Source organism: Pseudomonas sp. S37, from assembly GCF_016658545.1.
In the GTDB taxonomy this organism is placed as follows: Bacteria; Pseudomonadota; Gammaproteobacteria; order Pseudomonadales; family Pseudomonadaceae; genus Aquipseudomonas.
In genome coordinates, this window is the sequence record NZ_JACVZC010000148.1 from 1 (window position 1) to 13,450 (window position 13,450).

Genomic DNA, 13,450 nt, shown 5'->3' on the forward strand with positions numbered 1-13,450 from the left:
CCGACCCTCTGCTTGTAAGGCAGATGCTCTCCCGGCTGAGCTAATCACCCTCGCGATGTTGCTTGTTGCGTTTGCTTCGCTGAGGCCGCGAAATTTACGCAGGTGGCGAAGCTAAGTCAATAGCCCCATTGAATTTTTTTTCAAAAGGGCAAAATTTTTGTGGTTGCCTTTGCCGGCCTATTCGCGGGTGAACCCGCTCCTACAAAGGGTATGCGTTCGTTGTAGGAGCGGGTTTACCCGCGAATAGGCCCGTACAAGGTAAACAAGGTGCTCAGGTGTAGATCATCTTGCGGGTCATGCCACCATCGACCACAAACTCCTGGCCGGTCACGAACGCAGCCTGGCGCGACAGCAGCCAGGCCACCATGGCCGCCACATCCTCCACCGTCCCTACCCTGCCCGTCGGGTGCTGGGCATGGTCGGCATCGGTCAATGGCTCGGCACGGCGTTGCGCCGGGTCACGGGCATCGATCCAGCCCGGGCTCACCGCATTGACGCGGATCTCCGGGCCCAGGCTCATGGCCAGGGCATGGGTCAAGGCCACCAGGCCACCCTTGCTCGCGGCGTACGCCTCGGTGTCCGGTTCGGATTGCCGTGCCCGGGTCGAGGTCAGGTTGACGATCGCCCCGTTGTGCGCACGCAGGTACGGCGCACAATGCTTGGCCAGCAACATGGGGCCGTTGAGGTTCACCGCCAGTACCCGGTTCCATTGCGAAAGGCTCAGGCTTTCCAGTGTCTGGTTGTGCGGGTTGGCGATGGCGGCATTGCACACCAGCGCATCCAGCCGGCCAAACTGCCCGAGTACCTCGGACACCCCGGCACTGACCTGAGCCTCGTCGGCAACGTCCATGGTGATGAACCACGCGTTGTCACCCAAGGCCTTGGCCACCTTGGCGCCACGCGGGCGGTCAAGGTCGCTGAGCACCACTTGCCAGCCCTCGCAGATCAACCAGGCGGCAATGCCCAGGCCGATGCCGCGCGCGGCACCGGTTACCAGGGCTACCCGGCCATTGTGGCCCGGGGTACTGCCGCCAATCTGCATCACAGTGCGGCCAACCCACGCGCCAGGTCGGCTTGCAGGTCAGCCACGTCTTCCAGGCCCACGGCTACGCGGATCAGGCTGTCGCGGATACCCGCAGCTTCACGCTCCTGCGGCGACAGGCGGCCGTGGGAGGTGGTGGCCGGGTGGGCGATGGTGGTCTTGCTGTCACCCAGGTTGGTGGTGATGGAAATCACCCGAGTGGCATCGATGAAGCGCCAGGCGCCCTCTTTGCCGCCCTTGACCTCGAAGCTGACCACCGCACCAAAGCCACTCATCTGGCGCTTGGCCAGTTCGTGCTGCGGGTGGCTCGGCAGGCCGGCGTAATGCACCTTCTCGATACCGTCCTGCTGCTCCAGCCACTCGGCCAGGGCCTGGGCGCTTTCGCAGTGCGCACGCATGCGCAGGCGCAGGGTTTCCAGGCCCTTGGTGAAGATCCAGGCGTTGAACGGGCTGAGGGTCGGGCCTGCGGTACGCAGGAAACCCACCACTTCTTTCATCTGTTCGGCACGGCCGGCAACCACGCCGCCCATGCAACGGCCCTGGCCATCGATGAACTTGGTGGCCGAGTGGAACACGATGTCGGCGCCCAGCTTCAGCGGTTGCTGCAACGCCGGGGTGCTGAAGCAGTTGTCCACCACCAGCATCGCGCCATGGGCATGGGCGATTTCGCTTAGGGCGGTGATATCGACCAGTTCGGCCAGCGGGTTGGATGGCGATTCGACGATCAGCAGTTTGGTGTTGGCCTTGATGGCCTTTTCCCAGCCAGCAAGGTCGACCAGTGGCACGTAGTCCACCTGTACGCCAAAGCGCTTGAAGTACTTCTCGAACAGGCTGATGGTCGAGCCGAATACGCTCTGCGACACCAGCACGTGGTCACCGGCGCTGCACAGCGACATGACCACGGCAAGGATCGCCGCCATGCCGGTGGAGGTACCCACGGCCTGCTCGGCACCTTCCATTGCCGCCAGGCGCTCTTCAAAGGCACGCACCGACGGGTTGGTGTAACGCGAATAGACGTTGCCCGGTGTTTCACCGGCAAAGCGCGCAGCGGCATCGGCCGCCGTGCGGAACACATAGCTGGAGGTCAGGAACAGCGCTTCGCTGTGCTCGCCCTCTGGTGTACGGTTTTGACCGGCGCGCACCGCCAGGGTGTCGAAACCGACACCCTCGAGGTCGCTGTCCAGTCGCCCGGCATCCCATTGATCCGTCATGCCGTCGCTCCCTGAATCAGTTGTTGTAGAGGTCGATGATCGCGCTGACGGCCTGGTTCTTGACCTTGGCCAGGTCATTACGGGCCTGCTCGATACGCTCGAGGTAGGCTTCGTCGATGTCGCCGGTGACGTACTCACCGTTGAACACCGCGCAATCGAAGTGATCGATCTTGATCTTGCCGCCACCGACCGAGTCGATCAGGTCTGGCAGGTCCTGATAGATCAGCCAGTCGGCACCGATCAACTCGGCCACCTGTTCGGTGGTACGGTTGTGGGCGATCAGTTCGTGAACACTCGGCATGTCGATGCCGTAGACGTTGGGGTAGCGTACAGCCGGGGCTGCGGAGCAGAAGTAGACGTTCTTGGCACCGGCTTCGCGGGCCATCTGGATGATCTGCTTGCAGGTGGTGCCGCGCACGATCGAGTCGTCCACCAGCATCACGTTCTTGCCACGGAACTCCAGTTCGATGGCGTTGAGCTTCTGGCGCACCGACTTCTTGCGCGCGGCCTGGCCGGGCATGATGAAGGTACGGCCGATGTAACGGTTTTTGACAAAGCCTTCGCGGAACTTCACGCCCAGGCGGTTGGCCAGTTCCAGCGCGGCAGTGCGGCTGGTGTCCGGGATCGGGATGACCACGTCGATATCATGCTCAGGGCGCTCGCGCATGATCTTGTCGGCGAGTTTTTCACCCATGCGCAGGCGGGCCTTGTACACCGAGATACCGTCGATGATCGAGTCCGGGCGGGCCAGGTAGACGTGCTCGAAGATGCACGGCTGCAGGTTCGGCGCTTCGGCGCACTGCTTGGTGAACAGCTGGCCTTCTTCGGTGATGTACACCGCTTCGCCCGGCGCCAGGTCGCGGATCAGGGTGAAGCCGAGCACGTCCAGGGCCACGCTTTCCGAGGCGATCATGTATTCCACGCCTTCGTCGGTGTGACGCTGGCCGAACACCACCGGGCGAATGCCATGGGGGTCGCGGAAGCCGACGATGCCGTAGCCGGTGATCATGGCCACCACCGCATAACCGCCAACGCAACGGCTGTGCACGTGGGAAACCGCAGCGAACACGTCTTCTTCGGTCGGCTGCAGCTTGCCACGTACCGCCAGCTCATGGGCGAACACGTTCAGCAGCACTTCCGAGTCGGAATTGGTGTTGACGTGGCGCAGGTCGGACTCGTAGATCTCCTTGGCCAACTGCTCGACGTTGGTCAGGTTGCCGTTATGCGCCAGGGTGATGCCATAAGGCGAGTTGACGTAGAACGGCTGGGCCTCGGCCGATGTCGAGCTGCCCGCAGTCGGGTAGCGCACGTGGCCGATACCGATGCTGCCCACCAGACGCTGCATGTGGCGCTGCTGGAACACGTCGCGCACCAGGCCATTATCCTTGCGCAGGAACAACCGGCCGTCATGGCTGGTCACGATACCGGCAGCGTCCTGGCCGCGGTGCTGGAGGACCGTAAGCGCGTCATACAGCGCCTGATTGACGTTCGACTTACCGACGATACCGACGATGCCACACATGCGACGCAACCCCTACTTTGACGAAACTTGAGTGAATAGCGCTCAGGGCTTTGCCGGCCCGAGCAACTGTTCCTTGAACGGCAGATCAGCCGGAGCGCTGATCAGCCCACCGGGCGACCACTGGCCGGTGAAACCCAGGATCAGGTTTTTCGACCAGTCGGCGACCAGGAGAAATTGTGGTATCAGGCGTGATTCCTGCCACCAGGTGTCTTGTTGAACCGGCCCCAGGCTGATCAGGCCGATGGCCACCACTACCAGCAAGGCCCCGCGCGCGGCGCCGAAGGCCATGCCCAGGAAACGATCGGTACCGGACAACCCGGTCACGCGGATCAGCTCGCCGACAAGGAAGTTGACCATGGCCCCCACCAGCAAGGTGGCGACGAAAAGAATGGCGCAGCCGGCGATGACGCGCATCGATGGCGTCTGGATATAGCTCTCAAGATACACCGAGAGCGAACCGCCGAACATCCAGGCAACCGCACCGGCAATGATCCAGATGAGCAAGGACAAGGCTTCCTTGACGAAGCCGCGCTTGAGACTGATCAGTGTGGAGACGGCGATGATCGCGATGATCGCCCAATCAACCAGGGTAAATGCCACGATGCTGCCTGCAGACGTTTGAGGCGGCGCATTTTACCAGAGCGGCGGGCTGGGAGTAAGCGGAATGTCAGTTGGATTGGTGATGGGCCCTTCGCGGGTAAACCCGCTCCCACAGGGACCGCGTTACTGCATGGGCGACGCCCAACACCTGTAGAAGCGGCCTTGTGTCGCGATCGGGCCGCAAAGCGGCCCCACGATCTCGGCCACAGCGGGAATTGCTGGGGCCGCTGCGCGGCCCGATCGCGACACAAGGCCGCTCCTACAGGGGATCGAGTCAGCCAGGCCTAGCCGCGCTCAGGCTGGAAGCGCACCAAAAAGCCCTTGAGGCTGTTCTGGCGGTTGACCGCATCGCGCACGCGCTCGGCCTCGGCGCGCTCGATCAATGGCCCCACATACACCCGGTTCATGCCTCCGGCCGAACGGATATAGGCGTTGTAACCCTGGCTACGCAAGGTTTGCTGCAGTTTCTCGGCACCGGCGCGGTTGGACAGGCTGGCCAACTGGATCGACCAGCTGACCGGCAGGCCATTGACGTCGATCTTCGATGGCGCGGTCGGCGCCGGTGTTGCGGCAGTTTTCGCCTCAACCTTGGGTGCAGGCGCCTGTGGCTTGGCCGGCTGGGTCTGAACCTGAGCCTGGGTCTGCGGCGACGGGCTAATCGGCTGGCTGGGGGTGCTGGCCGGCGCAGTCGATTCGTTGACCACCACTGGCGCCTGCTGCGGCTCGTCGGCAATGACCTGCGGCTCCGGCACGGCGACCGGTTCCACCTTCACTTCCGGCAGGCTGGGCATGGCTGGCGCCTGCGGGGCTTCGACGTGCACCTGGCGCATCTCGTCCTCGCGGGTGAACAGCATCGGCAGGAAGATCACCGCCAGCGCCACCAGCACCAGCGCACCGACCATGCGCTGTTTCATCCCTTTATCCAGCACTGCCATCTACTCCACCCTCCTGGGTGTGCCGCTCCAGCCACTCCAGCGCCTGGGCGACACAGAAAAACGAACCGAACAGCAAGACCTGGTCATCCGCCGTTGCCTGCGCGCATTGCCCTTCAAGGGCGGCGTCGACACTGGCATAAGACTTCACCGCCGCACCAAGGTTCGTCAAGGCTTCGGCCAGCTCCGCAGCCGGGCGGCTGCGCGGGGTGTGCAGCGGTGCCACTGCCCAGTCATCGACCAGCCCCTGCAGCGGCGTAACAACACCGTTCAGGTCCTTGTCGGCGAGCAGGCCGAATACCGCCAGGCGGCGCCCCTTCAGCGGCCGGGCCGCCAGGCGCCGGGCCAGGTACTCGGCGGCATGCGGGTTGTGCCCGACATCCAGCAGCAGCTCCACGGGCTTGCCCTGCCAGCTCAGCTGGCGGCGGTCGAGACGCCCGGTAATGCGGGTATCCAGCAGCGCCTGGCGAACCTGCGCAGCCTCCCACGGCAGCCCCATCAGCAGGTAAGCCTGCAAGGCCAGCGTGGCGTTTTCCATCGGCAGGTCGAGCAACGGCAGGTCACGCAGCTCTACCAGAGCGCCATCCGCCGCCGTACCGCGCCAGTTCCAGCTGCCTTCGGCGCTGGCCAGGTCGAAGTCGCGCCCGCGCAGGAACAACGGCGCTGCCAGTTCGGCAGCTTTGTCCAGCAACGGTTGCGGCGGGTCGAGGTCGCCACACAAGGCCGGCTTGCCCGGGCGGAAGATACCGGCCTTCTCGAAGGCCACCAACTCACGGGTGTCGCCCAAGTAATCGACATGGTCGACACCGATACTGGTCACCAGGGCCAGGTCGGCATCCACCACATTGACGGTGTCCAGGCGGCCACCAAGGCCCACTTCCAGCACCACGGCATCCAGCTGCGACTGGTAGAACAACCAGAACGCGGCCAACGTGCCCATCTCGAAGTAGGTCAGGGAAATATCGCCCCGCGCCGCCTCGACGGCAGCGAAGGCTTCGCACAGGCGCTCATCGCTGGCCTCTTGGCCATCGATCAGCACCCGCTCGTTGTAACGCAACAGGTGCGGCGAGCTGTACACGCCGACCTTGAGCCCCTGGGCACGCAGCAACGAGGCCACGAAGGCGCAGGTTGAACCCTTGCCGTTAGTGCCGGTTACGGTTACCACGCGTGGCGCCAGCTTGCCCAGCGCCAGGCGGGCAAGCACCTTCTGCGACCGCTCCAGGCCCATGTCGATGGCCGAGGGGTGCAACTGCTCGAGGTAGGCGAGCCATTCGCCCAGGGATCGTTGTGTCATCACGCGACGGCAGCCGCCTCACGCGCTTGCTCCGGGGTGTCCTGGCCAGTCATCTGCGCCAGCAGGCGGGCCAGGCGCGGGCGCAGTTCGCCACGGGAGATGATCAGGTCGATGGCGCCGTGCTCCAGCAGGAACTCGCTGCGCTGGAAGCCTTCTGGCAGCTTCTCGCGTACGGTCTGCTCGATCACGCGTGGGCCGGCGAAGCCGATCAGCGCCTTGGGCTCACCGACGATGACGTCACCGAGCATGGCCAGGCTGGCGGAAACACCACCGTACACCGGGTCGGTCAGGACCGAAATGAACGGGATGCCTTCTTCGCGCAGGCGCGCCAGCACGGCCGAGGTCTTGGCCATCTGCATCAGCGAGATCAGCGCTTCCTGCATGCGCGCACCGCCCGAGGCAGAGAAGCAGACCATCGGGCAACGGTGCTCCAGGGCATAGTTGGCCGCGCGCACGAAGCGCTCGCCGACGATGGCGCCCATGGAGCCGCCCATGAACGAGAACTCGAAGGCGCTGACCACGATCGGCATGCCCATCAGGGTGCCGCTCATGGAGATCAGCGCGTCCTTTTCGCCGGTCTGCTTCTGCGCGCCGGTCAGGCGGTCCTTGTACTTCTTGCCGTCACGGAACTTCAGGCGGTCGACCGGCTCGAGGTCGGCACCCAGCTCGGCGCGGCCTTCGGCGTCGAGGAAGATATCGATGCGCGCACGTGCGCCGATGCGCATGTGGTGGTTGCACTTGGGGCAGACATCCAGGGTTTTTTCCAGCTCCGGACGATACAGCACGGCCTCGCAGGACGGGCACTTGTGCCACAGGCCTTCAGGCACCGAGCTCTTCTTCACCTCGGAACGCATGATCGAAGGGATCAGTTTGTCGACTAACCAGTTGCTCATGCTTTCTTTCTCCAGTATTGGCAGGCGGGGGCCGTTATCGCCGGCCCTGCCCTGCCCTTGAGCTCAAAATCTTTTATGAAACGATGATGGACCGGCCGCCGGGGCTTCCAGCGTGCCACTCCACCGTTAATGTGTTGTGTTGCCGCCACAGGCACAGGCGGCTGCCCCGCAGGGCTGCGAAAGCTATGGACGATGGCGCGCAGCCAGCCGTCACATCTGCTATCACGCCTGTTTCACCGCATGCATGAAGGCTTCGATTTTCGCCGCGTCCTTGATGCCTTTGGCCTGTTCGACGCCGCCGCTGACATCCACCGCATAAGGCCGTACCTGGGCAATGGCCTGGCCGACGTTATCGGCCGACAGCCCACCTGCGAGAATGATCGGCTTGCTCAGGCGCGCCGGTACCAGAGACCAGTCGAATGCCTCGCCGGTTCCGCCGGGCACGCCGGCCACGTACGTGTCCAGCAAGATGCCGCGGGCGCCGGCATAAAGCTGGCAGGCGGCCTCCAGGTCATCACCCGGGCGCACCCGCAGGGCCTTGATCCAGGGGCGGTGGTAGCCTTCGCAGTCCTGCGGGGCTTCGTCGCCGTGGAACTGTAGCAGGTCCAGCGGAACCACTTCGAGGATCTCGTTCAGCTCGCAGCGCGAGGCATTGACGAACAACCCGACCGTGGTCACGAACGGTGGCAGCTCGGCGATGATGGCCCGCGCCTGGCGCACGTCCACGGCCCGCGGGCTCTTGGCATAGAAGACGAAGCCGATGGCATCGGCACCCGCTTCGGCAGCGGCCAGTGCGTCTTCGATACGGGTAATCCCGCAGATCTTGCTGCGAACATTGCTCATGGAACGCGAACCCTGGTGATTACGGTCAAAGGCCGGATGTTAGCAAATGACTATTCGCCCGTCAGTCAGCCAACGCTTCGTAACCGCTCAAAAAGTGTGGGCCGATGTAACGCTTGGGCAGGGCGAACTGCTCAGGGTACTCCACCTGCACCAGGTACAGCCCGTAGGGATGTGCGGTAACCCCGCCTTCGCTGCGGTTGCGCCCTTCCAGCACTTCGCGCGCCCAGGTGACCGGGCGCTCGCCGGCACCGATGGCCATCAACACGCCGGCAATGTTGCGCACCATGTGGTGCAGGAAGGCGGTGGCGCGTATGTCCAGCACGATCATCTGGCCATGGCGGGTAACGCGCAGGTGGTAGATATGCTTGATGGGCGACTTGGCCTGGCACTGGCTGGCGCGGAAGGCGCTGAAGTCGTGGGTACCGAGCAGGAACTGCGCGGCTTCGGCCATGCGTTCGACGTCCAGCGGGCGGTGGTTCCAGGTCACTTCCTCGGCCAGGTGTGCCGGGCGGATCGGGTCGTTGTAGATGACGTAGCGGTAACGCCGGGCACACGCCTTGAAGCGGGCATGGAAGTCGGCCGGCATCGGCCGCGACCAGACCACGCTGATGTCATGCGGCAGGTTGAAGTTGGTGCCCATGGTCCAGGCCCGCTCGTCGCGCACGGCGCGGGTGTCGAAGTGCACGATCTGCCCACAGCCGTGCACGCCGGCATCGGTGCGGCCGGCACAGATGACCGAAATCGGCTCGTTGGCGACCGTGGACAGGGCTTTTTCCAGGGCCTGCTGGACACTCGGCACACCACTGGCCTGGCGCTGCCAGCCGCGGTAGCGCGCGCCTTTGTATTCCACGCCCAGGGCGATGCGGGAGTAGCCTTCGGCCGCGGATTCGGCGGCGGCGGTGTCGATGATGTCCAAGAGCATGAAACCTGTGGGGTGTACGGAATGGCGGGGATTATAACGACAACGGCAGCCTTGTAGGGCTGCCGGTGGATGTGCGTCGTGTTTGAGGGCCTCTTCGCGGGTGAACCCGCTCCCACAGGTTACTCACAGATTTCGGGCCCTGTGAGTATCCTGTGGGAGCGGGTTCACCCGCGAAAAAGCCGGCCCTGCTTACATCAGACCAGCCGCGACAGCATGTCCTCGGCTTCCTGGCGCTGGCTGTCATCGCCGTCCTTGACCACTTCGTCAAGGATGTCGCGGGCGCCCTGGCTGTCGCCCATGTCGATGTAGGCACGGGCCAGGTCGAGCTTGGTGGCCACTTCGTCACTGCCGGAGAAGAAGTCGAAGTCGAGGTCGTCCAGCGGCTCGGGCTCTGGCTGTGCAGCGGCGTCTTCACTGGTGAAGTGCGGCTCCAGCGACGGCGACTCAAGGCTCTGCGACAGCTTGTCGAGCTCGGCGTTGACGTCGTCCAGCTCCGAGGCAAAGCTCTTGGCTGCGGGCGAGTCGTCTTCCAGCGACAGCGACAGGTCGAAGTCCGACGGCAGGTCGAACTCGGAAACCGGGTCGAACTCCGGCACGCTGTCGAAAGCGGCCAGCTCGGCGGCGACATCAACCGGGGTTTCAGCTACTGCTTGCGGCGCAGCCGGGGCAACGGGCTCGCTGACATCAAGGTCGAAATCGGACAGGTCCACCGCTGGCTGTGGCTCGGCCTGGGCCAGCATGGCTTCGAAATCGGCGTCGGCTTGCAGCTCGGCATCCACGGCGAACGGCGCTTCTTCTGGCTGTGCTTCTTCCTGTTCCGGCTCGTCCAGCACAGGCTCGGCGATCACCAGCTCGTCGGGCACAGCTTCATGCGCGGCCTCGCTCACCGCAGGCTCGTTCACCACAGCCTCGTCCAGCATTGGCGCGGCCAGCGGGTCTTCCTCGGGCAGCTCTTCACCCAGGCTCAGGTCGAAGGCGCTGTCCAGCTCCGGCTCACCCAGGCCCTGGTCCTCCAGGCCCGCAACGTCGAGGATCGGCACTTCATCGAATACATCCAGTTCAGCCTCAGGCTCAAAGGCAACCTCTGGCTCAGCCTCAACCTGCGGCTCGAACTCAGGCGCTTCTTCAGGCACCACGTCTGCAACCACCGGCGCTTCGGGCTCATCGTGCAGCAATTCCTGCACGTACTGCTCATCCATCTCGGCAGCCAGCGCTGCCGCACCCAGGCCGGCCGCGGCCAGGCCAAGCATGGCCGGGTAACGTTCTTTCAACCCCGCGACTGCAGCGCTGTTGTACTCGCTGGCCGGCAACTGGCGCTCCTGGTCGACGAACGCGCTCTGGTCACCCTGGCGGGCGTACACGTCCATCAGTTTCAGGCGCAGGTCATCACGCGCCGGGGCGGCGGCCACGGCAGGTTCCAACAGTTCACTCGCGCGGTTCAGGCGGCCTTCGGCCAGGCACTGGTCGACTTCCGCCAGCAGTGCAGCGTGCGGGTCGACCTGCGACTCCAGCTCGGGCTCTGCCTCGGCAACCGGCTCAGCCACTTTTTCCGCAGCAACGGCAGCCGCGGCCGAAGCGGCGACCACCGCAGGCGACAGGGTAACGCTCGGCTCCGAGACTTCGACGCCGTCGAGGCTCTCGGTGTCGCTGTCGAAACCTGTGCCCTGCTCTTCTTCCAGCGCCCGCGCCATGCGCAGGTGCTTTTCTGCCTCCTGCTGGGCCTTGCGCTTGCGCGCCAGCAGCCAGAGCAGCAGCGCCAGCACCAGGATGCTGGAGCCGGCAATCAGCCACAGCAGCCACGGGTTACCAAGAATCTGATTGAGTGCGCCATCCGCCTGGCTGGCCGGGGCCGGCTTGGCATCCTCTGCTGGCTTGGCTGCGACGGCCACTTCAGCAGGTGCCGGCTCGGCCGACGGCTGGGCATCTGCCACAGGAGCCTCAGCAGGCGTGACGCCAGCTGCGGTCGGCGCGGCTGCGCCCTGCGCCTGAAGGCGCGCCAACTGGTCGTTTTTCAGGTCGATCAGACGCTGCAGCTTGTCCAGCTGGCTCTGCAGGTCGCTCATGCGGCTCTTGAGTTCGTCATTGTCACGGCGGCTGGTGTCCAGGCTTTCCTGGGCCACTGCCAGCTTGTCGTTGAGCGCCTTGGCCTGGCCAGCACCGGCCTGGCTGCCCGGGCTGACCAGGCGCAGGTTGTCGCCCTGGGTGACACGCGCCGGCGCCGCGTCGGCGGCACCACGGCGGGTGGCGTCGAGCTGGCGGGCACGCGGCCCCAGGCGACGGCCTTCACGCCAGGCAGCATACTGCTCGGCCACTTCGCTGTTGGCCTCGCCCTGCGGGATGCTCTGCACCTGCTGCTGGTCGGGCAGGCGCAATACCTGGCCAACCTTCAGCTGGTTGATGTTGTTGCCGATGAAGGCGTCAGGGTTCAACGCCTGGATGGCGATCATGGTCTGCTGGATCGAACCACCGCCCTGGGTGTTGCGCGCGGCAATCTGCCACAAGGTGTCACGGCGCTGGGTGGTGTAGCTGCTGGCACCGGTGGTGGCCGGCGTGACATTGCCTGCCGCCGGCTTGTCGCCCTGGGCCTTGGCCTGGTCGAGCAGCACGCTGTAGTCACGCAACAGGCGGCCCTGCGGCCACATCACCTGGACCAGGAACTTGACCACTGGCCCTGGCAGCGGCTGGCTGGAGGTAACCCGCAGCACACTCTTGCCGTTGGGGTTGATCACCGGTGTGAAGGTCAGGTCTTCGAGGTAGGTCGGAAACGCCACCCCGGCCTTGCTGAACTCTTCCGGCGGCGCCAGGCTTGGCGCCACTTCAGCGGCCTTGAGGTCGCGCACGTCGAGCAATTCGATCTCGGCGTCCAGCGGCTGATTCTGTGCCGACTTCAGGGTCAGCTCCCCCAGGCCCAGCGCATTCGCCATGCCAGACGACAGCGCTGATGCTGCAGCCATGGCCAGAACCAGTTTGCGAATTCGAAGCATGACCTCTTCCCTTGTATGAATCGTCCCGGAACCTGCAAGCAGAGCAGGACAAAAGTGCTCGCCAGTATCTTTTACGGCATGTGTTTAATCAACAATTGCGCCACTTGCACGGCATTGAGCGCGGCGCCTTTACGCACGTTGTCGGTGGTCAGCCAGAGGTTGAGCTGCTGGTCTTCATCAACACCGTGACGTACACGACCAACATAGACCACGTCTTGGCCGACTGCGTCACCTACCGGGGTCGGATAATCATCGTTTTCCACCCATTCGACGCTTTCGGCGGCTTCCAGGGCCTGGTTGACCGCGACCAGGTCCACCGGGCGGCGGCTTTGCACAGCCACACTGAAGCTATCGCCGAAAAACACCGGGACTTGAATGCAGCTCACGGAAATCTTCAGCTCAGGCAGGCCCAGCAGCACGCGCAGTTCGCTGACCAGGCGGCGCTCCAGCGCCGTATGGCCCTGCTCGTCGGCAGCACCGACCTGGGCCAGCAGGTTGAACGCCACCTGGCGGTCGAAGAAGCGCGGCTCCAGCGGCCGGGCATTGAGCAGCTCGGCGGTTTGCCGGGCCAGTTCGCTGACCGCTTCGCGGCCTTGCGCAGACACCGCCAGTGCGGCCATCACCTGCACCCGCTCGATGTCCAGCAGGCCCTTGAGGGGCGCCAGCGCAACGGCCAGGGCGACCGCGGCCGAGCAGGGGCTGACAATGCGCGCAGGCAGTGCCAGGCCGGCCAGGCGTTCGGCGTTGGCTTCCGGCACCAGGGCCAGGGCATCGTCCAGGCCGCCGGACAGGTCGATGACCGTGCAGCCGGCCTGCAGCGCCTTGCCGGCAAAGCTGCGGCTGACGGCAGCGCCGGTGGCGAAGAAGGCCAGCTTGACCTGGGCGAAGTCGAAGCTGTCGACCTCACGCACCTTGAGCTTCTTGCCGGCGAACATCACGCTGCTGCCAGCCGATTCCATGCTGGCCAGCAGGTGCAGGGTGGCGACCGGGAACGCCAGTTCTTCGAGCACCTGTACCAGGGTTTCACCGACGCTGCCGGTGGCGCCGACGACGGCGATATCGAATGTAGGGTTCATGCTGCGGGCTGCCTCAGGCGAAACGGGAGCGGCACTTTACTCGCATTGGTCGTGGGAGGCCAATCTGTCCGCCCCTGACGACGCGGTGGATGGCACCGGCTGCGCCGGTGTTCGCGGGTAAACCCGCTCCC

General features: G+C 64.7%; 11 protein-coding genes. All 11 read right to left on the reverse strand.

The features are described from left to right. Positions 1-271 precede the first annotated feature (271 nt). The 11 genes from IAE39_RS26860 to IAE39_RS26910 all read right to left on the reverse strand — a co-directional run bounded on the left by IAE39_RS26860 (position 272) and on the right by IAE39_RS26910 (position 13,319). Positions 272-1,042, reverse strand: a complete 771-nt coding sequence (locus IAE39_RS26860) for an SDR family oxidoreductase (protein ID WP_201207526.1) — start codon at positions 1,040-1,042, stop codon at positions 272-274. Further along, a complete protein-coding gene (locus tag IAE39_RS26865; protein ID WP_201207517.1) occupies positions 1,042-2,253 on the reverse strand; it encodes an O-succinylhomoserine sulfhydrylase in 1,212 nt (403 codons plus the stop codon). The genes IAE39_RS26860 and IAE39_RS26865 overlap by 1 nt, the downstream gene beginning before the upstream one ends. A 16-nt stretch (positions 2,254-2,269) precedes the next feature. Next, entirely contained in the window at positions 2,270-3,775 is a 1,506-nt protein-coding gene (gene purF / locus IAE39_RS26870; RefSeq protein ID WP_201207518.1) for an amidophosphoribosyltransferase, read from the reverse strand. A 42-nt stretch (positions 3,776-3,817) separates the two neighbouring features. Continuing rightward, the gene (locus tag IAE39_RS26875; protein WP_201207519.1) at positions 3,818-4,375 is read right to left on the reverse strand and encodes a CvpA family protein; all 558 of its coding nucleotides are present in this window, start codon (positions 4,373-4,375) and stop codon (positions 3,818-3,820) included. 284 nt (positions 4,376-4,659) lie between these two features. Next, on the reverse strand, positions 4,660-5,310 hold the full coding sequence (locus tag IAE39_RS26880) for an SPOR domain-containing protein (RefSeq protein WP_201207520.1): 651 nt from the start codon (positions 5,308-5,310) through the stop codon (positions 4,660-4,662). Beyond that, complete coding sequence (folC, locus tag IAE39_RS26885; RefSeq protein ID WP_201207521.1) at positions 5,294-6,601, reverse strand: bifunctional tetrahydrofolate synthase/dihydrofolate synthase; 1,308 nt, start codon at positions 6,599-6,601, stop codon at positions 5,294-5,296. Before folC ends, IAE39_RS26880 begins: the two co-directional genes overlap by 17 nt. Then, the gene (accD, locus tag IAE39_RS26890) at positions 6,601-7,494 is read right to left on the reverse strand and encodes an acetyl-CoA carboxylase, carboxyltransferase subunit beta (protein WP_012271202.1); all 894 of its coding nucleotides are present in this window, start codon (positions 7,492-7,494) and stop codon (positions 6,601-6,603) included. The genes folC and accD overlap by 1 nt, the downstream gene beginning before the upstream one ends. 222 nt (positions 7,495-7,716) lie before the next feature. After that, positions 7,717-8,337, reverse strand: a complete 621-nt coding sequence (locus tag IAE39_RS26895; RefSeq protein ID WP_201207522.1) for a phosphoribosylanthranilate isomerase — start codon at positions 8,335-8,337, stop codon at positions 7,717-7,719. Positions 8,338-8,398: 61 nt separating this feature from the next. Then, positions 8,399-9,259 carry a tRNA pseudouridine(38-40) synthase TruA gene (gene truA, locus IAE39_RS26900; RefSeq protein WP_201207523.1) on the reverse strand — a complete coding sequence of 287 codons (861 nt, stop codon included), beginning with the start codon at positions 9,257-9,259 and terminating at the stop codon, positions 8,399-8,401. Positions 9,260-9,453: 194 nt separating this feature from the next. After that, positions 9,454-12,243, reverse strand: coding sequence for a FimV/HubP family polar landmark protein (locus IAE39_RS26905; protein ID WP_201207524.1), 2,790 nt, complete (start codon positions 12,241-12,243; stop codon positions 9,454-9,456). 71 nt (positions 12,244-12,314) lie between these two features. Next, complete coding sequence (locus tag IAE39_RS26910) at positions 12,315-13,319, reverse strand: aspartate-semialdehyde dehydrogenase (protein ID WP_201207525.1); 1,005 nt, start codon at positions 13,317-13,319, stop codon at positions 12,315-12,317. Positions 13,320-13,450: the final 131 nt, after the last annotated feature.